Here is a 20402-nt window from a genome sequence, read left to right on the forward strand (position 1 = left end):
TTTAGTCATTCCTTTTCACAAATTGCACCACTCTTTCCATCAATTCCTCCTTATCATTCCAAAAGTTTCTGCTTTTGATCTGAATGTAAGGCCAATTCATTTTGGATAACAGAAATGGTGTGTAGGCAAAAATATCCTTCACTGATGGATTATCATAAAACAAATTATCGTCTGAAAGCAAGAGACCTTTGTATTGATCATTATTTTTAAAACTTAAATCAGCAAAAGGCAATTCTTCTTCAGCCTTAATACTTTTCACTGAGGACTCTAATTCTCCCTTAACCTTATTTTTTAAGAACCAGCTACTTTGGAAATTATCAGATGGTTTGGGTTTTGGTATAAACTTACCTTTGGATACCTCTAGTGCATATTGTAAATATAATTTCAATAATTTGGGCCATTATTTTTAGCATCATCCACTTTAAGCTGATCAGGATAGAGGCTACTTACAATGATTACCTTCTCGCGAGCTCTTGTAATAGCCACATTTAATCTATTTTCACCTTTTGGGGCATTGATACTTCCAAATTGCATTCTTAACCTGCCTGCCTTATCTGGGGCATATCCAGTGCTGAAAATGATAACGTCTTTCTCATCTCCTTGAACATTTTCTATGTTCTTTACAAAGAACTTATCTGGCAAAGTTAGATTGCCCTTAGCAATTTGATCTTCTAAGATATCCCAGATTAAACCCTGTTGAGGAGCATTGAAAGTGACTACTCCTATTTCTTTTTCAGGTTCATTATGTAGATATTCTTTAATCAAATCCACTACATTGAGTGCTTCAATTTCATTGGAATTTTGCTCCCATATTCCATCTACTTTAACGTAATCGATACCTGGTTCAGCATTGTTGATATAATTGAAATCAGGTAATAATCTTAAGCGATCTTTATAGAAGTGATGATTTGAAAATTCTATCAGGTCTAATGATTTACTCCTGTAATGTCCTGCAAGTTGAAGATTCATCACATATTTATTGGCTAAATCAAGCAAGGAATCAATTTCTAAATCAGGATGGTCTACTTCTTCTTCCTCCCATCTAACTTTATAGAGGTCATTTGGGCTTAATTGCTTGTCATCACCAGCCACGACTACCTGTCTGCCCCTGTACATAGCTGGAATTCCCTTTTCCACAAAACATTGAGAGGCTTCATCAAAAATCACCAAATCAAAAATTTCTTCCATCGGGAAAATAGCAGATACAGATTCTGGACTAGCCAGCCAGCAAGGAATAAGATCAAAAAGTTCATCTTGAAATTCTTGGATCACTTTCCTTATAGGCCAAATTTGCCGTTTTTTGGTGACTTGGTGGCTTAGGTCTCTATAAGAAATTCTGTTGTTCAGTCGGTTATATTCTACATTGGTAAAAGTTCTTTCCCTTACTTTTAAATTTAAGATTTCAGTACTAAGTTTTAATTTATCTTCAATGGAATATTGTAGTTCATCGGTTTGCTTATCGAATTTTCTTGTAGATACTTCTCTCAAGATCGGATACTTTGTTTCTATATGATCCAACCATTCCAAATAAATACTATTGAGAAAAATCGGCTTAATGTTTTCATGATTAATGGTGATGTCACTCTCATTCAATAGTTTTACCACTTCTTGTTCAAAGTGTTCCATGCCATCATAAAGCTGATCAAAATGAACCAATTCATCAAAATATCTTTGAAAGGTTTTAATATAGCTTGGGGGAAGCCTCTCTTGTTCTAATAGGTCTATTTGAGTTCTGGTGAGATATTTCTTCCATTTATCTTTCTCTTCAATGGTGTCTATTGAAAGTTTGATTATAGCTTGAATTTTAGATAAAAATTCAGGAAGTGATTTACCTTCAATTAGGGAAAAGGCTTTAAAATTAGTGAATGAACTTATAATTTCTTTTGCTTTAATAGCTTGTGTTTGTTCTTGAAACCAATGATTTAATTCGATTTGATTTTTTGTATCGGGTATGTCTTTTAACCAAGTCTGTTTTTTGAGCTTGGTCATATTATGCTCAAAATTCAATCGGTTGTCCAACCTTTTTTCAAGTTCTTTTACACCTGCACCATTAACAGTTAAATTATTTGCTACTAAAACTTTCTTCAAAAAGAATTTCTCTTTGGCAAATAGTAGCCAATGAATCCATTTGGTAGGTCTTTTTCTAGATTGTCGTCTTAGCTGAATAACTTTCTGGAGTGTTCCTAAATCTTTAGAAGGTAAACTGTTTTCAATTCCACCATCTTTAAAACAATCATTTATCACCCTTTGAACATTACTCAACCAAAGCGCATTAGTATTGTCATCCGAATAATTAAACATATAGATTAAATACTGGTAAGAAGTAGTATTTAACAATTCCTCTAAAGCATTTAATTTATTCTGATGTTCTACTATATCTTCAAATTCTTTCAAGCTCATAGAAGAGCCAACCAATTTTTTTGATTTTTCAGCTGTTTCTTGAAAATATGTAGGGATTTTTTCTAATAATTGAACAATCTCTGTTTTGTCGTTCAATCCAAAATCTTTGAAGTTTACTCGATCTTGCCAAATGAAATCATCCTTGCTAAAGTCGTCCACATAAGTTTGAAAATGCACTAATTTATTGGCAAATTCTTCAATTTCTTTTTTATGAAAATGCCTGTGAATTTGTTTTAAATTGATTTTTGTTTGATTAAAATCACAATTCAAATATAGTTCCTTGGCTGAAAAGCCGCATTCCGATTCATCAAATAGCGCTAATCGATATTCTTCCTTTTCTTCAACTATCTGATCTATTATTCGGCTTGATTTAAGAAATTCTCTTTGAATTTGAACGGAGTCAAGGCCATTATTCTTTGCTTCGTATTCCTCCAGCCTATCAATTTGATTTTGAATTTGCTCGAAAATCGCTTTTCGGTCATTTTTGAAATCATGGACTAAAGCTATAAAAGGCTGCATGTCGATTGATTTCATTCTGTCATAAATAACATCTAATGCTGCTCTTTTTTGACATACGACTAAAACTCGCTTTCCTCTAGCTATAAAATCGGTTGCTAAATTACTGATCAACTGTGATTTCCCTGTCCCAGGAGGCCCTTGAACAACTAAAGAATTTCCTTTTTTTACGGCTTTTAAAGCGTTTTCCTGATAGGCATCCATAGGGAAAACGGTGAAAGTTTCTTCCTCTTTTACGCTTTCTATAAAACGATAGCGCTGCTTATAATCTGTAGGATCCTCCGTTTGCTTGTCAGGGTTTCTGCTTAGAAAGAATTCTTCTATGTCTTGTACTTCTTGCTCTTTCTCAAGCAAGTAAGAATAGTCGGGAACTAAATACGATCCGCTTTGTGGAAAAATCCCTAAGACAGCTTCCGGATATAATTTTAATTCACCTTCCTTTTCATTTTCCTCAAAAGCCGGCTTTTTAAAATCCTTAAATTGATGAAGTACATCCATAAAATTATCCTGATTGAAATTCAAATCAATAGGACTTTCTTTGAAAATTTGATACAAATCTGTTCTAAATACTCGGCTATCTGGATCGTAAATTTCAAATACTTTTTCTATTAATTCATCACTAATCTTAATGCCATGGTAATGAGCATAAGCTAGTAAAAAAGATTTATTAAAGGTGATGTTGACATCCTCTCTTAATTCCATCACCCACTGATCCTTTACTTCTTTAATTTCGATCGGAAAAAATATAAGTGGACACCTGACAGAAGTTCCGCCATGAAACTTTCCCCTTACGAATGGCCAGCCTACATATAAATCTTTAGCACCTCTTTCATCATAGATAAATTTTTCAATTCTTTTTAGTTTCTTCAACTTTTGGCTCATGATGTTATTGAGCTCTAGGCGAGGGTCTGAAATGGCAGCTAACGGAATATTTTTCTTTCTAGCAATTAAGTCCTCTATTAATGAGAATGAACTTTTATTGAGTAAAAAATCAAAGTCATGTAAGTCTAAGGTCTGATCAGAAATCAATCTGAGAAGCAATAAAGAGCGATTGGTTCCGGAAAGATTGGTGAGTCGTTTTAAATAGTGCCTTAGTATATCGTGCATGTAAAAATAATTAGCAAGGAATCAATTTAAGAAAATATTGTCTTAATTGTAAATATTTAATTAGTGCTTAATCAAAAGTGATGTAAGGTGTCACCTTTTTGACCCATGAACTATCTAAAATTTTGATAGCTAATAGATCAGAAACGGATTTAAAATCCCCATGTTGTTCTCGGTAATTGATTATCAAGTTCGCTTCCTTATAGGAAATATACGGATGTTGAACCAGACTGTCAGCATCCAATTGATTAACTTTTAGTTGTTTTAAGTTTAATTTTTCTCCAAGGAACACATATTTCTTTAATGAATCGATATTCTTTTTCTGCAAACCATATACTTCCTTAAGCTGATGCAGGGAATGAAACCCACCTAAATACTCTCTGTATTTAATAATTCTTTTAGAAAAGGAATGGGCCAATCCCATAGACATTTTGTAATTGTAAACTATCCACTTTATTGAGGTCAAATGATTCTAATTTTGTTTCTTCGAATTCTGTTGGTTTAGATTTCTTCTCCTCAAGTTTATGGTTTTGGACGCTTAGCATTTTTGATCCTTCAAATGGCTTTTTTTCCTTCTTGCTTATTTTGATATAAGGTTGAATTTCATTGTAAAATGCACTATCAATACCGTAAATTTTGAGTAACTCTTTTTTAGATTCAAAGGGATTTACCTTTTCTCTGTATTTGACTATTCTTTTAGCCAGATATTCTGGAAAGCCAGAATTCATTAGCTGTTGAATGCTGGATTTGTTTAGATCGAAGGAGTTAAAATTTTTTTCTCGGATACCTTCTTTTTTGATTTCAATATTATTTTTGAGCTCAGAAAGCAAGGAATTGAGAAGTGTTTTATCCTGACGGGATTGCAAGGGAGTATCATAAAAAGAATATATTTTCTTGGACAGAAAAGGCATTGAAAGTATTATCACCATCAATATAATTAGTATGATAAAGCCATTGGTTTCGGTTCTAGAAAAGCCAAAGAAATTACGAAGCCAAATTCTTATTTTCTGCTTCATTGCTTTAGTAAGGTTTTTAGTTTGATACTAAAGTAATAAAGCAGATTTAAATGTCCAATTTTTGGTGATTATCAAATTTTAATTCCTTTAAAACATCCCATGATTTACCATTATGCTTGAAGACAGAAATCGAATCTGCAAGGAATTTTTCATCAAACGGTCTGTTTTTCACTTCGTCCCAAATTTTATAGAAAATAGGTTTTTTCAAATCGCGGAAAGCAATGGTAATGTGTGGGTTAAATCCATTGTTTTTGTGCGTACTATTAAAAATCTGAAATTGTTTTAGAAATTGTTCTACAGTTTTTTGAAGAAAATCTAACGCTCTATTTTCATCTACTTTAATAAATATTACCCTTGGTTCGAAATTTCCATAATCATTCAATTTTATTTCTATCGGCTTTTGCTTTATAAGTTCATTTCCTAATTCATTAAGAAAATATTCTTCTTTATTGATGGGTAAATTAAAAGGCATTTGTAGTGTAATATGTGCTTTTGACCGAAATGCAGCTCGAATTCCATATTTTTGACTAAACTCCTCTTTTATTCCATGAATCTGCTTTTCTAGTAGATGAGGAGGGCAAATTCCAATAAAATACGAGGCCTTTTCCATATATTTTAAGTTCTATATATTATAGTAATCATTCAATTTTAGGTAGATTTGAGCAAAATTAATCAAAATGAATAGAATTTTTAGAAAACCAATTTTCTATCTAACATTTCTGCTGACTTTGTTATTGGGGAGTTGTTATTCTGAATTGTCAGAATTAGATTTTGGGGATTTGAAGTGGAGCCCAGAATTAGGTGTTCCATTAGTAGATTCCAAATTCACATTAATAGAATTATTGGAAGCCAATGCTAATAACATTGATTACACTACTGATTCCAATAACACAATAGTTATTTCAATAACTGAAGATAGTTTATTTAGTCAGTCAGCTTCAGAATACTATTCATTAATTGATCAGTCCTTAAATGTGCCGCCAATTATTTTGACTCAAAGTGAAATTAATGAATTCAACTCCAATGGTCAAGTGGCGATTTCTAGAGAGGTATTGGTTGATTATCCAAACCAAGGTAATTTGGATGAAATCGTTATCGATCAAGGTAGGGTGGAAACTCAGGTAGAAGAAAATTTTCCTGCTATAGTAGATTTGTCTTTTTCTATGGATGATCCAAGTAATACTACCTTCCTCAATTATAGTAATGAATTTACTTATGTTGCTGGAGGCGATCCTGTATCGAATGATCAATCGACAGATCAGTTCAATAATATAAGCTTTAAGTTTAATGAGGGGCCAAGATCTGCGCAAGTAAAGTTCTCATTTGAATTATCCCTCAGTAGGGTTGATCAGGATCTTGTTTTTGGGGCTAATTCTATTGATTTAGATATTGGATTTCAGGATTTAGAATTTGGAGCACTTTATGGTGATTTGAGTCCTCAAAATATAAGCACAGCGGAGAATACTATTCGGACTGATTTTTTTAGTGAGAATGAATTTTTCAATGATATAGAATACTATTTTGAAAATCCTCAATTTCGAATGATTTTTAAAAATTCAATGGGTGTTCCCGTGCGTTTTGATGTCAATAATTTTACTACTTACAAAAACGGACAACAAACGGAAGAACCTATTGATAACACCATAGAATTAGAGGCTGCAGCTGAAGGTTCTGTAATTGAAACAGAGGCTAATTTTGATGGGAACTTTAAAAATATAATAAATAATACTCCTGACTCTGTATCACTACAAATTGACGGATTAATTGATCCTGAAGATACACCTGATAATTTTGTAACGAGAGACTCATACTTGCAGGCTGGATATGAAATTAACTTACCTCTTGAATTTAGTTTAAGTGGCTTGGAATTTAATGAGGCGATTTCTCTTGAAGGCATTGATACTCAGGAATTGCAATATGCGCTATTCAAATTTACTTCTGAAAACTCCCTACCGATTGATCTTAATTTTAAAGCTGATTTATTAGATGCAGATAGTGCATTTGTAATGAATTTGTTCGATGGGAAATTTTTAGCAGGTGGTACGGAGAGCCAAGCTGAATCAATTTCTGATATTATTAGATTGGGAGATAATCCAGATACAAATTCTAATGAATTAGAGGATTTAAATAGAGTTAGGAGGGTAGGAATCAGAGCTACTGTTTCCACTACTAATAATGGCAATAGTGTTGTTCGAATTACTTCAGATGCATCTGTAAAATTTAATTTGGCACTTCAGGCGAAGTATAATGTAAACTTAACCGAAGAGGATTAATGAAAAAGTTTATTTATAGTATTTTATTAGTTTTTATTTGTTTTGAAGGTCAAAAAGCATTTGCTCAATCTGACATGATCTCATATGGATTGAACAAAACTTTACCTCAGGCGAATAATTTGAATCCAGCAATTCTACCAGATTATAAATTTTCATTTGGATTACCTGGTTTATCAGGTTTTCACATTAATACCGCTCAGAATTTCACAAATTTAGAGTTACTCACTTCAAAAGATGAATCAGGTAATTTAAATACCAGCAGGGTACTCAATAAGTTGCGAAGAAATAACAGAATTAGTTCAAATAATACTGTCAATTTGTTGCATATAGGAGTTCGTAGTAATTCAAGTTATACGGCATTTAGTGTTAACACAAGAACCGTATCAAGAATTAGTTTGCCAAAGGAGTTTTTTCAATTTGTAGTTTTGGGTAATGCAAGTGATGAACTAAAAGATGGCTTACTTGATTTAGGAAGATTGTCCACTAAATCAACAGTCTATACTGAAATTGGCGTTTCTCATGGAAGGGAAATCTTATCCGGTAGAATGACTGTTGGGGTTAGGCTGAAATATCTAATGGGCCATGCATATGCCGATATAAAATCATTTGATGCGAGCTTACAAACTTATGGAAATGATGATTTCAGAGGTGATTCAATTGAAATGAATGTGAATCAATTCGATATCAGAACAGCTGGAATTGCAGGTGCATTATTTGATGACTATTTTCAGGATAATGATATTAGAACCTCAGTTTTATCTAATAGAGGATTCGGATTAGACTTGGGTGCTACATATAAATTTAGTGAGAAAATCAGTTTTTTCGCCAGTTTAAATGATTTAGGACTCATAAAATGGAATCAACAATATACAAATCAACAAGCAGTTCCTTCTTTTCAATATAAGTTTACTGGGGCAGATGTGATAGAGTTAATTAATGGTGAAAATTTATCGGCTATAGATGATTTTGATAGCACAATAAATGAGTTAGAGATTGTAGAAACAACAAATGAATCTTTTGCGACATCCTTAACAGCCAGACTTTATGCAGGGGCATCTTATGAATTAACAAGTAAGCAAACTGCTTCTGCAATATTGTATTCTGAATTTTATAGAGGTGCTTTGATTCCGGCATTTACTGGGATGTATAATTTTCAAGCAGGAACATTTTTTAATTTCGCTTTCTCAGCTACCATGATGAATGGAAGAATAAATAATTTTGGAACAGGTTTAACACTAAATTTATTGCCTTTTCAAATTGTACTGGCTACCAATGATTTACTTTCCATAGTTAATCCTATGAAAGGTAGAGCTGTAGATTTTCGATTTGGAATAAACCACACTTTTGGGAACGTCAAAAAGGGTAAATCAAGGGGTAAAAAGAACAACAAGGATACAATTGAAACAATTGATTTAGGAATTGACTGATTTTTCAAAAAAAATCCACTAATTTGGAAAAAATTAGAAAAGTATTTTAAAAATATAGAAAAAATCTAATTATTGATGATAGATAACATAAATGAAAATAAGATGGATTTAAATGTAAATTTCATCAAATCGGTACTAAGTCTATTTTCTGAAATGCAAGGAAATGGAATTTCATTAGTCTATTTGGGAGAATTCAATCACGAAATCACAAAGATGTTTACTTCTATGGCTGAATCGGACATGGAACGTAAAAAAGAAGATAGGTATGTTAAAAAGAGAGTTTATCATGTAATGGTAGAAACTCTTCAAAACATGAATAAACATTCTGATGAAATTACTGATGCTCAAATTGGAAATGGTTTGTTTGTGATCGGTAATAAGGAAGATATCTATTATGTAATCACTAGTAATAAAGTAGCAAGAAATAAGGTAGAAGATTTAAGAGCTGCCATTGATGAAGTGAATGCTGCTAGTGCCGATGAATTGAAGAAAATGTATATGCAACAGATCAAGCATGGTAAGCTTTCCAATAAAGGAGGAGCTGGTTTAGGCCTGATTGATATTGCCAGAAAAACTGGCGAAAAGTTAGTATATAAGTTTTTACCAATTGATGAGGAGTTTGACCTTTTCATTTTGAAAGTAGAAATTAATGCAGATAAAATTAAAGATGTAAAAAGTAAATAATAAAAGTTTACTTTATAAATAAACATTAGAAGCCTTTTCTTTATTGAAAAGGCTTTTTTTATGACCATCAATATCAAGAATTCCAATTATTCTCGACCAATAAATATTATATTTGCCCCATTAATTATTCAAAATAGCATTATGAGTTTCAATACAGATTTAAAAGTTGGAGTTTTAGGTGGAGGACAATTAGGAAGAATGTTGCTACAAAGTGCCATCAATATTAATATAGATTTAAAGATGATGGATCCTGACCCAAATGCTCCTTGTTCAAAATTAGTTTCTGATTTTAAAATTGGAGATCTGGAAGATTATAATGCGGTATATGATTTTGGTAAACAATGTGATATTTTGACAATTGAAATTGAGAAGGTAAATATTGAAGCAATGAAAAAGCTTCAATCTGAGGGAGTGAAAGTTTACCCTCAACCTGAAATAATTGAGATGATTCAAGATAAAAGGGTTCAGAAACAATTTTATAAAGATAATGACATACCAACCTCTCCCTTTGTATTAACTGATAATAGAGCTGATTTAGAAAATTTATCCAATAAATTTCCTGCAGTGCATAAAATTGGTAAGGGTGGTTATGACGGCAGGGGAGTGCAAGTCATTAAATCTAAAGATGACATCCAAAAAGGATTTGATGCTCCTTCCTTATTAGAAGAATTTGTTCCTTTCAAAAAGGAATTAGCAGTAATAGTTAGTAGAAATGAAAATGGGGAAATTAAGAGTTTTCCGGTAGTGGAAATGGTCTTTCATCCAGAGCATAATTTAGTAGAGTACCTTCTTTCTCCTGCAATTATTGATAAATCTGAAGAAGAAAAAGCAAAAAAAATTGCAGTAGACATCATTGAGAAATTAGAAATGGTGGGCATATTGGCCGTTGAAATGTTCCTTACAAAGGAGAATGAGATATTGGTAAATGAAATTGCACCGAGACCTCACAATAGTGGCCATCAAAGTATTGAAGGCAATTTTGTGTCGCAATATGACCAGCATTTGAGAGCTATTTTAAATCTTCCTTTAGGAGATACTACTACCAAAATTAGTTCTGCTATGGTAAATGTATTAGGTGAGGATGGCTTTACAGGAGATGCTCAATATGAAGGAATGGAAGAAGTAATGAAAATCCCAGGCGCATCAGTTCACCTATATGGTAAAAAACTAACCAAGCCTTTTCGAAAAATGGGGCATGTAACCATTACCGATCCAAGCTTAACTTCATTAAAAAGAAAAATTGAGACAGTTAAATCCACTTTAAAAGTAAAAGCATGAGTAAAGGTAAAATAGCAATAATAATGGGCAGTCAATCAGACTTAAGAGTGATGAGCGAGGCTGCTAAAATTTTAGAAGAGCTTGAGGTTAATTATGAATTGACTATTGTTTCAGCACATAGAACTCCTGAGAGGATGATGGACTTTGCTAAATCAGCGAGGAAAAATGGATTTCATGCTATTATTGCGGGTGCTGGTGGAGCGGCTCATCTTCCAGGTATGGTTGCGGCTTATACTACACTTCCGGTAATAGGTGTGCCAGTAAAGTCAAGTAATTCAATTGATGGTTGGGATTCGGTTTTATCTATTTTACAAATGCCAGGAGGGGTTCCGGTTGCGACTGTAGCTTTAGATGGAGCCAAAAATGCTGGTATTTTGGCGGCTCAAATTATATCGAATTTTGATGATAATGCTGCTAAAAAACTAGAAAACTATAAAAATGAAATGCGAGAAAAGGTTTTAAAATCAGCAGAGGTGGTTGAAACCAATGGTTGGAAATCAGGGAAAGTAGGATTTTAATTATTCATCTAGAAAAGGGAAATACAAAGTAAATTCACTGTATTTCCCAATTTCAGTTTCTAGGTTAATTGTTCCATTTAACCTATCTACAAGGGTTTTCACAATAGCTAAACCTAAACCATTAGAGCTTTCTCCCCCAGTTGGTTTTGCAGTTAGTTTTTTAAACTTTTTAAAGAGGTTGGATTTATCTCCATCTGTAAAGCCAGGCCCAAATCTTTTACACTAATCCAGAAATTATTTTTATTTATCCCCGCCCTAAGGATGATTTCGGATTCAAGATGGGAAAATTTAATGGCATTAGAGACCAAATTTTCAAGTATTCTATTGACATAATTCCTATCCGTTCTGACAAAAAAATCAGGTTCACATTCTATCTTACATTCAATTTGTTTATTAGTTAATTCAATCAAAAAATTAGAGGTAGTATCTTCCAATAACTTTTTAAGTTCAATTTTTTCAGTTGTAAGTTCTTCTTTTTCAGTAGAAATGGAATTTACATCTAGCAGATCATTTATTAAATAAGCACCATGTTTTGCATTATTTCGAATCATAGATACATACTGACCTTGCTCTTCATTTAAACCAGAAAGTCTTAATAATTCGGTCAAGCCTTTTATCCTATGAAAAGGAGCTTTCATATCATGTGCAACCAAACTTAGTAAAGAGTCCTTCTCATTATTCAAATCATCTAATTCCTTATTTCTAATGAGAAGTTCATCATTTTGACCTTTAATTTCTTTATTCTGGAGGGTTATTTTCTTTTGTTGTTCCTCAATTTTATTGTTTTTCAGTTGTAGTATTTTATTGTGTTTTCTTCTTCTGTTTGCAGTAATCCAAATAATAACCAATAATATGATGGCAAGCACAATAGTTGCGGTTAGGGCTATGTTAAATGCTTTTTGTTTTTGAATTACTTGTTTGTAAGTATCTTCATTTTTCTTCAAAAGCTCATTTTCCTTTTCTTTTGCTTCTAAAGCTAATCGCCCTTCTAGCCTTTCAATTTCCCTGGCTGTATTAACATTTTCAGTTTTTTCTTTTAGCACAGAGTATTTCTTGAAATATTCAAAAGCTTCTTGAATTTCACCTTTTCTTTCAAAAATCTTAGATAGGTATAGATAAGCATCTCGTTGAAAGGTGACATCATTATTAGTAGCTAGTTCATTTACCTTTAAGAAATAATCTCTTGCTTGATTAAATTCATTCCTGTAAAAATGAATTTCACCTAATAAAGAATAAACTTGAATAATCAGATTAACATTTTTTGCTTTGGAGGCAAAATCCAATGCTTCATTAGCATTTGTAAGGGCAATTCTCAACTGACCTCTTTTTGTGTTCATTCTGGCGATAGATAATTTTATAATAGCTAAGTTTGCTTCATCATTTATTTGGGCAGCTACTTCATAGGCTTGAGTAAAATATTTTAGGCTATTATTATAGTTTTCCATCTCTCCATAAATATTTGCAATTTCGAGGTAGATGGAAATAATGCCAGAAGGATCATCAAATGTTTTTCTAATTTCAGCGGTTTTTAAAGACATCTCTAGTGCCTTTTCTAAGTTATCTTGCGATTGATATAGTTCAGCTAAACTTTTATAACCATAACTCATAGAGACTTCATCTCCAATTCCTTTGAATATTTCCAGCGCTTTGAAAAAATTATCATAAGCAGCCACATAATTCCCTTGATTAAAGTATAGTCGACCTATGTTGTTAAGCGAGTAGCCATATTGTAAAGAATCACCATAAATCAAGGCTGAATCTTTAGCTTGCTGATAATACTCAAAGGCTTTTATATTTTCACCTTCATAAAAATGTCCTACTCCTTTAAAATTTAATGATTTAACAACTTTTTCATTCAATTCAACACTTTTTGAGGCTATTTCAATTGCTTTTTGACTGAAAAGTATGGTGCTGTCTGGGTATGATTTTCGAAACTCCCATGCTAATTGATTGTAGGTATCCACAAGTTCTGAGGAACCAGCACCTTGAAGTTTATTTTTCAAGCTATCAATTACTGACTGATTCTGCCCTATTAATTTATAGGGTAGGGCTATTGTTAAAATGAGGAATATGAATGAATTTCTAATTTTCACTTTAAAAGATTGTTTGTGCAATTTAATGTATTTCCACTGTATTTTTACAAATTCATTTTACCTTATTGGTAAATTTAGTTTAAATACTGTAAAGAATAAATTAATAATGTCTTCACATCATATTATTAGAGACGAGCAAGAGCCTCCTGTTTTGGTTTTTCAACTGAATGAAAATTGGCAAGAATTATCAGAATTATTAGGGTGGTCTCCTGTTTTGCTCATTGATCCTCTGTTAAAGGAGTTTTTTGAACTTAGAAAAACAAAAATAGATGGGTATATATTAAATGATAAATCAAAGATTGAATTTACAGTCAATGATATTCATTATCAGGAGAACCTTCTAGGTAAATATTTATTAAATTGGATTAGTATTAAAAATTATACTGCTATAAATATATTTTGTGACAATCATTTGATGTTAAATTTATTTTCAAGTTTTAAAGGTGTGAGGTTGCCAATTCCGTTTATATTTTTCACGGAGGAAGGAAAATTTATTTTAAAACCAAATTCCATTTATAAAAAATGGTACCCAAGTGGATTTATGCTTAATGTTTTAAATGCAGATGTTATAAAAACACAAAATTTAGAACAAGGAGCAGGGAGCTATAGGGTTAAAAAAGATGGCTTTATATCAATTGAGGTTGAAGGTGATTTTATATTATTAAATGAAAGAAGTAATTAAATTTACTTCATTGCAGTTATTAAATAGCTTATGTTTCAATTTTTATAAATATTAGAATTACATAAAACTTACAATATGATATCAAAAGAACATTTTTTGCTCCTTTTATGCATAATATTAATTTCTTGCAGCAAAAGTGGTCAAGATAAAGTGAAGGAATCTTTGCAATTCAAAGAACAATATCGACCTCAGTATCATTTTACTCCTCCTTCAGGATGGATGAATGATCCAAATGGCATGGTATATTATGCAGGGCAATATCATTTATTTTATCAACATAATCCTGATAGCACGGTTTGGGGGCCTATGCACTGGGGGCATGCAGTAAGCAAAGATTTGGTGCATTGGGAACATTTGCCGATTGCACTTTATCCCGATAGTTTGGGAACTATATTTAGTGGAAGCGCGGTATTAGACCAAAAAAATAAGTCAGGCTTAGGGACTGATAATAATCCTCCCTTAGTTGCTATTTATACTTATCATGATGCAGAGCAAGAAAAAACAGGAAGTAATCAATTTCAAACTCAGGCTATAGCTTTTAGCACGGACAGCGGAAGGACTTGGCAGAAGTACAAGAATAATCCTGTTTTGACTAATCCTGGAATCAAAGATTTCAGAGATCCTAAGGTAAGCTGGCATGAGCCAAGTAAAAAGTGGATTATGTCTCTTGCAGTTAAAAATAAAATTAGCTTTTATTCATCTACTAATTTTATTGATTGGAAGTTTGAAAGCGATTTTGGTGAACAAGTTGGTGCTCATGGAGGTGTTTGGGAATGTCCAGACTTATTTCCGCTTGAAATAAATGGTGAAGAAAAATGGGTTTTACTGGTTAGTATTAATCCTGGAGGACCTAATGGAGGTTCAGCAACACAATATTTTATAGGTGATTTTGATGGTAAAAAGTTTTCCACCTCTCAGGAAGAAATCTATTGGTTAGATTATGGTACAGATAATTACGCTGGAGTCACCTGGTCAAATACTCAAAACAGAAAGATTTTCATGGGGTGGATGAGTAATTGGGATTACGCTAATATTGTGCCTACTGAAAACTGGAGAAGTGCCATGACAATTGCTCGAGAATTATCTTTAGCAAAGGTTGAGGGTGAAATACGTTTAGTGAGTAGACCTTTAAATAATTACAAGGAACAATTAACTGAAAAGAAATTTGAATGGGAGATTAAAGATCAAAATAATTTTCTGATTAAAAATGTTTCTGAATGGACTGAAATAGACTTTAAAAGTCCATTTGGCCAAAATCAGGAGCTAGAAATAGAGCTCTTTAATGAGAATGAAGAGTTATTATTATTCAAGATTGATTTTTCAAAGCAAGAAGTTTCTTTGGATCGCTCAACTATTAAACGCCATGGTTTTTCCAAGGAGTTTAAATCCTTACAAAAAGCCCCTGCTCATTTTAATAAAGAAAATATGAAAATAGAAATCTTTAAGGATGCTTCCTCTTTAGAGATTTTTATAAACGATGGTGAATGGGTAATGACAGCTCTTTATTTTAGTAACAATGAATTAAATCAGATGAAAATTTCTTCAAATGGAAAGATAAGTGCTGACATAAATGCCAGCAGTTTTAAATCAATTTGGTGATTAAGGTTTGGGCTTCTAAAATTTAGAATTTCTGTTTTAGTAACCAATTTGAATTTTACACAGGTATAGCATTCAGAAATAATGGTTTTTGATTAAGTATTTGAGAAGCTATATTTTTTGAATTTAGTATTTAAACTTATTTCTTATTTATTGTGTTTTTAATATAAATCACATTATATTTAAATATGTTTAGTGTAATTAAAAAATATTTAGAAGATCTTAAAAACACTGATTTGAAGAAGGTTAAAGTTACTTCTGAAGGTGATTTTTATATAAAAAGTATTGATCTATTTGACAATAAGAAAAGTTCAATTGAATTTATAGACTCTTTAAGCGAATCAGTAAATAGGTATAAAAAAAGAGCTAAGAAAAATCCTGAAAAAGTAAGCTAATGCCTAAATTCGACCTCTTACTACTACCATTATTGGGAGGGTTTTGGTTTTTAAATATTTTCAATTATACTAAATACTACCATCAAAGAATTGAAAGACAAAGGCTAATATTTAACTCCTCTATAGTCGCTATATTCTTATCTGCTCTTGGATTATTAATTGATGGTTTTTTTCCCGAAGTCAATAACCTATTAAGCAATTTAGTACCATTTAATTATTCAGGTTTTAATCAGTCATTATTAATATTTTTAATTTCACCTGTTTTTGCAATTCTTCTTAATTTAATTCCACGAAGGTTTTTGCTTCAGCTGGCAATTAATAAGCATGGAGATCAAATTGAAAATATATTTTGGGAATCTTTAATTCAAAAAAATGACAATGATAAGTTGTTGATGATAACAACAAATTTCAATAAAATCTATGTTGGTTATGTAAAAACAATTCAGAAGCCAATTGGGGATTCCTTTGTTACATTATTACCATATTTTAGTGGTTATAGAAATAAAGACACACAAGAATTAGAAATCACTACTGATTATTTTTCCATAATTAAAAAGATGATAGAAGATAAAAAATTGGATGAGATTGATAAAAAACTGGGCGTTACATTACATAAATCTGATGTTACTTTAGTTTCAAAATTTGATCAAAGCGTATTTGATAGATTTAATAAAAGTGATGAAGTTGAAGTCGATGATTTACCTTATTAGAAAAAATGAAAATTTTATATATCCATCAATATTTCAAAACACCAGACGAAGGTGGAGCCAATCGCTCTTATTTTATGTCCCAGGCTTTAAAAGCAAAGGGTCATGAAGTTGAAATGTTGACTGCTCACAATGATAAAAAAGCAGTTTCTAGATCTGTGGATGGATTAAAAGTTCATTATTTGCCCGTTCCTTATGAAAACCAATATGGTTTCTTAAAAAGGATAAAAGCATTTCTTTATTTTATCATTCTTTGTAAAAACTTTATTAAGAGGTCAAATGATTTTGATAAGATTATAGTAAGCAGCACTCCACTAACGGTAGGCTTTATTGCTATTTGGGCAAAGAAAAAATTTAATATACCGTACATCTTTGAAGTTCGTGACTTATGGCCAGAAGCCCCAATTCAAATGGGGGCAATTAAAAATCCGATATCGAAATTTTGGTTGGAAAAACAGGAGTTAAGGTTTTACAAGAATGCCGAAAGAGTTATTGCACTTTCTCCAGGTATGCGAAATCATATTGAAAAAAGAGCGCCTAAAGTAAAAGTAGAATTGATTCCAAATGTCGCTGATTGTGATTTCTTTGAGAGAGTTGAGGTTAAAGACGAGGATTTAGTTTTACAATACGGAGTAAAAGATAAATTTGTAGTTAGTTATTTCGGTGCAGTTGGGCCAGTTAATGATTTAATGAGTTTGATTAAGTGTGCTGAATTGAGCTCCCATTTACCTATTCGATTTCTTATTATGGGAGAAGGGTCAAGCTTGCCAGAAATAAAAGATTATGTGGCTAAAAATAAGCTAAGTAATATCTTCTTTATTCCTTATGGTACTAAAGGAGATGTACGTGATGTGATGAATGTTACGGACGCATGTTATGTATCTTTCTTGCATAAACCGGTTTTAAGGACAAACTCACCAAATAAATTTTTCGATGCCATTGCCTCCGGGAAATTAATTATTACCAATATTCAAGGTTGGATCAGAGGATTAGTAGAAAAACGTCATATTGGTTTTTTTGCGGATTCGGACTTTCCAGCTGAGTTTGGAGAGAAGATAAAGCCTTTTATAGCATCTCCTGAGTTATTGAGCAAATATCAAAAAGCTTCCAGAAGCACAGCAGAACAGTTTTTTAGTCGAAAAGAATTAAGCCATCATTTCGTGCAGGCAATTGAAGGGAAAAACTATCAGCATGAAGCGGAAATTCGATCTATTTTTAGTTTGAGTGCCTAATCAATATTGATCTAAGCTTTCAATGATCAAATCATGTAACGCGTTAAAAGCTTCTAGACTTAATTCTTCACCATTATCATTTATATCATGATAAGCTTGTTTGCCGCCTAATGTGTAAATAAATATTGCTGGGACTCCAATTCTGTCGAATAAACAATGATCACTATTACAAGCCTCTCCTCTTGATTTAATTTCAGATATGCGATTATTATTTAATTTTTTTAATAATTCGTAATAACGTTTGTTTTTTATGGCATTTACTACCGTAATTCCATCATCACCAGTTCCTACCATATCCAAATTCACTAACATTTTAATTTTTTTCAAATCAATAGGAGGATTTTCTATAAAGAAGTAACTTCCTAATAAACCAATTTCTTCTGCCGTTGTAAATAAAAAATATGTATCGAATTTAGGTTGATTTTCACCATAATAATCAGCTAAAGCCAAAAGCATAGCCACTCCAGATGCATTATCGTTTCCTCCTCTAAAAATGGCATTTCCCATTTGTCCCAGATGATCATAATGTGCTGAAAGCATTATAGTAGAATCACTGCTTTCACCATTTATTTTGCCTATTATGTTTGCAGAGCTGAAATTTGGAACAAATTGTGCTTCATTGATAGCACTGATTTCTGCTCCTTTTTTTAATTTATCTTTAATATATAAAACCGTATTTTCAGATTGTTTTGAGGAAGGAAACCAGCTCCATTTACTACTATCTTGGATGATTAATAAACTGTTCTTAGCTTTTGATTCAAATAAAAATGATTGCGTTATTTTTTCTATTTCCTCAGCATTATCTTCTTTCTTTTCAATATAGAAAATTTCATTTTTAGCTTTTTTAGACAATTTAAAGGTTTCAGGTATTTTTTGAATTTGCCCTTTAATTTCTAAAGGTGCTGAAGCAGAATGAAAAAGAAAATCTTTCCCTGCCCCATAGATTTTAATTGCATTTTGATTCTCAACTGAGAATTGAACGTTGTCTGGAAAAGTATTGACAGGGTAGGATAAATTTTGCCTAAAATTATCTCCGTTCCCAGCTCTAATCTTGGATTGGGTTAATTTTTCAATTATAAAATCGGCTGCTTTTTCTTGTCCGTTATTTGTAAAACCTCTTCCTGATAATGAATCAGAAGTTAAAATCGAAAGGTGTTCTCGGGCTAATTTACTTTGGCTTACACCTTCAAAAGTATTGAATAGAATAATGAATGGAATAGAAAGAATAAAAAGGTCTCGCATTAATTACAGCTTAATTGAAAATTTAATTGTGGGCTAATATCCATCTTTTCTGCCTTTTTTAAAATATTACAAGCTTCCTTTTCATTATTGAGTTTATAATAACATTCTATTAAGTATTGATATCCTATTTTTTGCTCTGGCTGGAAAAATATAACCCATTCTAGTAGTTTCGATGCTTTAAAGTAATTTCCTTCATTAAATAGAATTTCAGCTGCATTAAAATAGATTGATTTATAACTTTCAGGTGTTCTTTCTGCAGAAACTAATAAGCGATAAGCATTTCCATAAACACTTTTAAATTCAGCCAAAATACTATTTAAACCCATTTGATAATATTGCATCGCAACAGCATTATCGTTTAATTCTTCTTTATAAACCTCAGCGATAAGGGCAATCATTCTCATTCGTTTGTAATTATTATTCATTAATTTATTCAGAATGAATACTGCCTTATTAGGCTCTTTCAAGTTCCTGTAGCAAACTGCCAGCCTAAATTGCATATCAGGATTTTGACTTTTACTATATTCCATAAAGAATAAATATCCCCAAAGCGCATCCTGATAGGCCTTGTTTCTGAAATCTATATCTGCCTGATCTCTACGGAAACTTAAATAATCTATTTCATATCTTTTAATAGGATTATACTCTGCATAGGAGGATTTAATTTCATCAACAGAATTTACAGCAGCTTGAACTTTCCCTGAATAATAAAGACTGTCAGCAAATTGTACTTGCTTATCAAACTGACTAATTTTTTTTTGAAGCTTTCTTTCCTGTATGAAATCAAATATACTCACACCAACATAAAGTAAAATGGCAATAGATGCTACAATTCCTATTGCATAATAGGTTGCTTTTTTTTCAGCGGTTGCATCCGATGCTGGTTTGTATACTGGTGGTCTGTAGGTATAATTCTGGTATGGGTTTCGGTAGGCTCTTTGCTTATTTTCATGCGCACGAATACTTGCTCTTTTTGCATTCAAGCGCATTTGAGCCAGTTTTACATCATATTGTTGTCTGGTTTCTTTATTGCTTAATATCGTATAAGCAGTGGAGATCAATTTAAATTTCTCTTCTGCGGCCGTTGATGGATTAATATCAGGATGATAAGCTTTTGCTAATCTTTTGTAGGCAGACTTTATCTCCGATAAGGTTGCCATTTCACTTAAGCCTAAAATTTGGTAGTAATTTTCCATTAAGAGAAAATAATTGAACTTTCTTTAAACAAACATAACAATT

At 32.0% G+C, this 20402-nt stretch carries 18 protein-coding genes and 1 pseudogene; 10 read left to right on the top strand and 9 right to left on the bottom strand.

The window, feature by feature from the left end; translation table 11 throughout:
* Position 1: 1 nt before the first annotated feature.
* The 5 genes from ABWH96_RS02370 to ABWH96_RS02390 all read right to left on the bottom strand — a co-directional run bounded on the left by ABWH96_RS02370 (position 2) and on the right by ABWH96_RS02390 (position 5646).
* On the bottom strand, positions 2-388 hold the full coding sequence (locus ABWH96_RS02370; protein WP_375579946.1) for a hypothetical protein: 387 nt from the start codon (positions 386-388) through the stop codon (positions 2-4).
* Positions 385-4023 carry a DEAD/DEAH box helicase gene (locus ABWH96_RS02375; protein ID WP_375579947.1) on the bottom strand — a complete coding sequence of 1213 codons (3639 nt, stop codon included), beginning with the start codon at positions 4021-4023 and terminating at the stop codon, positions 385-387. The genes ABWH96_RS02370 and ABWH96_RS02375 overlap by 4 nt, the downstream gene beginning before the upstream one ends.
* A 67-nt stretch (positions 4024-4090) precedes the next feature.
* Positions 4091-4444: a ComEA family DNA-binding protein gene (locus ABWH96_RS02380; protein WP_375579948.1), complete on the bottom strand. Its 354-nt coding sequence runs from the start codon at positions 4442-4444 to the stop codon at positions 4091-4093.
* Positions 4419-5036, bottom strand: coding sequence for a ComEA family DNA-binding protein (locus ABWH96_RS02385; RefSeq protein WP_375579949.1), 618 nt, complete (start codon positions 5034-5036; stop codon positions 4419-4421). The genes ABWH96_RS02380 and ABWH96_RS02385 overlap by 26 nt, the downstream gene beginning before the upstream one ends.
* A gap of 46 nt (positions 5037-5082) precedes the next feature.
* Positions 5083-5646 (bottom strand): 2'-5' RNA ligase family protein, encoded by a 564-nt coding sequence (locus tag ABWH96_RS02390; RefSeq protein WP_375579950.1) that lies wholly within the window; start codon positions 5644-5646, stop codon positions 5083-5085.
* Positions 5647-5713: 67 nt separating this feature from the next.
* Here ABWH96_RS02390 and ABWH96_RS02395 point away from each other — a divergent pair, with 67 nt between their 5' ends.
* The 5 genes from ABWH96_RS02395 (at position 5714) to purE (ending at position 11216) form a co-directional block, all read left to right on the top strand.
* On the top strand, positions 5714-7309 hold the full coding sequence (locus ABWH96_RS02395) for a hypothetical protein (protein WP_375579951.1): 1596 nt from the start codon (positions 5714-5716) through the stop codon (positions 7307-7309).
* Positions 7309-8736, top strand: a complete 1428-nt coding sequence (locus ABWH96_RS02400; protein ID WP_375579952.1) for a DUF5723 family protein — start codon at positions 7309-7311, stop codon at positions 8734-8736. Before ABWH96_RS02395 ends, ABWH96_RS02400 begins: the two co-directional genes overlap by 1 nt.
* Before the next feature lie 75 nt (positions 8737-8811).
* The gene (locus tag ABWH96_RS02405) at positions 8812-9420 is read left to right on the top strand and encodes a SiaB family protein kinase (RefSeq protein ID WP_375579953.1); all 609 of its coding nucleotides are present in this window, start codon (positions 8812-8814) and stop codon (positions 9418-9420) included.
* A 141-nt stretch (positions 9421-9561) separates the two neighbouring features.
* A complete protein-coding gene (locus ABWH96_RS02410; RefSeq protein WP_375579954.1) occupies positions 9562-10698 on the top strand; it encodes a 5-(carboxyamino)imidazole ribonucleotide synthase in 1137 nt (378 codons plus the stop codon).
* Positions 10695-11216 carry a 5-(carboxyamino)imidazole ribonucleotide mutase gene (gene purE, locus ABWH96_RS02415; RefSeq protein WP_375579955.1) on the top strand — a complete coding sequence of 174 codons (522 nt, stop codon included), beginning with the start codon at positions 10695-10697 and terminating at the stop codon, positions 11214-11216. The genes ABWH96_RS02410 and purE overlap by 4 nt, the downstream gene beginning before the upstream one ends.
* Here the strand turns inward: purE and ABWH96_RS02420 are convergent.
* Together ABWH96_RS02420 and ABWH96_RS02425 are read right to left on the bottom strand one after the other, a co-directional pair.
* Positions 11217-11366 (bottom strand): annotated as a pseudogene (locus ABWH96_RS02420) (sensor histidine kinase); the annotation flags it as partial.
* A 2-nt stretch (positions 11367-11368) separates the two neighbouring features.
* Positions 11369-13309 (bottom strand): tetratricopeptide repeat protein, encoded by a 1941-nt coding sequence (locus ABWH96_RS02425; protein WP_375579956.1) that lies wholly within the window; start codon positions 13307-13309, stop codon positions 11369-11371.
* 106 nt (positions 13310-13415) lie between these two features.
* Here ABWH96_RS02425 and ABWH96_RS02430 point away from each other — a divergent pair, with 106 nt between their 5' ends.
* The 5 genes from ABWH96_RS02430 (at position 13416) to ABWH96_RS02450 (ending at position 17921) form a co-directional block, all read left to right on the top strand.
* Complete coding sequence (locus ABWH96_RS02430; RefSeq protein ID WP_375579957.1) at positions 13416-13991, top strand: hypothetical protein; 576 nt, start codon at positions 13416-13418, stop codon at positions 13989-13991.
* Positions 13992-14066: 75 nt separating this feature from the next.
* Positions 14067-15590: a glycoside hydrolase family 32 protein gene (locus tag ABWH96_RS02435; protein ID WP_375579958.1), complete on the top strand. Its 1524-nt coding sequence runs from the start codon at positions 14067-14069 to the stop codon at positions 15588-15590.
* A 185-nt stretch (positions 15591-15775) separates the two neighbouring features.
* Positions 15776-15982 carry a hypothetical protein gene (locus ABWH96_RS02440; RefSeq protein WP_375579959.1) on the top strand — a complete coding sequence of 69 codons (207 nt, stop codon included), beginning with the start codon at positions 15776-15778 and terminating at the stop codon, positions 15980-15982.
* The gene (locus ABWH96_RS02445; protein WP_375579960.1) at positions 15982-16692 is read left to right on the top strand and encodes a hypothetical protein; all 711 of its coding nucleotides are present in this window, start codon (positions 15982-15984) and stop codon (positions 16690-16692) included. The genes ABWH96_RS02440 and ABWH96_RS02445 overlap by 1 nt, the downstream gene beginning before the upstream one ends.
* A gap of 5 nt (positions 16693-16697) precedes the next feature.
* Complete coding sequence (locus ABWH96_RS02450) at positions 16698-17921, top strand: glycosyltransferase family 4 protein (RefSeq protein WP_375579961.1); 1224 nt, start codon at positions 16698-16700, stop codon at positions 17919-17921.
* On the opposite strand, the gene ABWH96_RS02455 is transcribed toward ABWH96_RS02450, so the two are convergent.
* Both ABWH96_RS02455 and ABWH96_RS02460 read right to left on the bottom strand, forming a co-directional pair.
* The gene (locus tag ABWH96_RS02455) at positions 17922-19163 is read right to left on the bottom strand and encodes a M28 family metallopeptidase (RefSeq protein ID WP_375579962.1); all 1242 of its coding nucleotides are present in this window, start codon (positions 19161-19163) and stop codon (positions 17922-17924) included.
* Positions 19163-20359: a DnaJ domain-containing protein gene (locus ABWH96_RS02460; RefSeq protein ID WP_375579963.1), complete on the bottom strand. Its 1197-nt coding sequence runs from the start codon at positions 20357-20359 to the stop codon at positions 19163-19165. Before ABWH96_RS02460 ends, ABWH96_RS02455 begins: the two co-directional genes overlap by 1 nt.
* Positions 20360-20402: the final 43 nt, after the last annotated feature.

This window comes from Marivirga tractuosa, assembly GCF_042140215.1.
In the GTDB taxonomy this organism is placed as follows: domain Bacteria; phylum Bacteroidota; class Bacteroidia; order Cytophagales; family Cyclobacteriaceae; genus Marivirga; species Marivirga tractuosa_A.

Bases quoted from the DNA above. Each gene is read 5' to 3' on its own strand.
- ABWH96_RS02450 (WP_375579961.1), top strand. From the start codon at position 16,698: ATGAAAATTTTATATATCCATCAATATTTCAAAACACCAGACGAAGGT.
- ABWH96_RS02435 (WP_375579958.1), top strand. From the start codon at position 14,067: ATGATATCAAAAGAACATTTTTTGCTCCTTTTATGCATAATATTAATT.
- ABWH96_RS02445 (WP_375579960.1), top strand. From the start codon at position 15,982: ATGCCTAAATTCGACCTCTTACTACTACCATTATTGGGAGGGTTTTGG.
- ABWH96_RS02390 (WP_375579950.1), bottom strand. From the start codon at position 5,646: ATGGAAAAGGCCTCGTATTTTATTGGAATTTGCCCTCCTCATCTACTA.
- ABWH96_RS02430 (WP_375579957.1), top strand. From the start codon at position 13,416: ATGTCTTCACATCATATTATTAGAGACGAGCAAGAGCCTCCTGTTTTG.
- ABWH96_RS02375 (WP_375579947.1), bottom strand. From the start codon at position 4,023: ATGCACGATATACTAAGGCACTATTTAAAACGACTCACCAATCTTTCC.
- purE (WP_375579955.1), top strand. From the start codon at position 10,695: ATGAGTAAAGGTAAAATAGCAATAATAATGGGCAGTCAATCAGACTTA.
- ABWH96_RS02380 (WP_375579948.1), bottom strand. From the start codon at position 4,444: ATGGGATTGGCCCATTCCTTTTCTAAAAGAATTATTAAATACAGAGAG.
- ABWH96_RS02455 (WP_375579962.1), bottom strand. From the start codon at position 19,163: ATGCGAGACCTTTTTATTCTTTCTATTCCATTCATTATTCTATTCAAT.
- ABWH96_RS02460 (WP_375579963.1), bottom strand. From the start codon at position 20,359: ATGGAAAATTACTACCAAATTTTAGGCTTAAGTGAAATGGCAACCTTA.
- ABWH96_RS02410 (WP_375579954.1), top strand. From the start codon at position 9,562: ATGAGTTTCAATACAGATTTAAAAGTTGGAGTTTTAGGTGGAGGACAA.
- ABWH96_RS02405 (WP_375579953.1), top strand. From the start codon at position 8,812: ATGATAGATAACATAAATGAAAATAAGATGGATTTAAATGTAAATTTC.
- ABWH96_RS02400 (WP_375579952.1), top strand. From the start codon at position 7,309: ATGAAAAAGTTTATTTATAGTATTTTATTAGTTTTTATTTGTTTTGAA.
- ABWH96_RS02440 (WP_375579959.1), top strand. From the start codon at position 15,776: ATGTTTAGTGTAATTAAAAAATATTTAGAAGATCTTAAAAACACTGAT.
- ABWH96_RS02395 (WP_375579951.1), top strand. From the start codon at position 5,714: ATGAATAGAATTTTTAGAAAACCAATTTTCTATCTAACATTTCTGCTG.
- ABWH96_RS02385 (WP_375579949.1), bottom strand. From the start codon at position 5,036: ATGAAGCAGAAAATAAGAATTTGGCTTCGTAATTTCTTTGGCTTTTCT.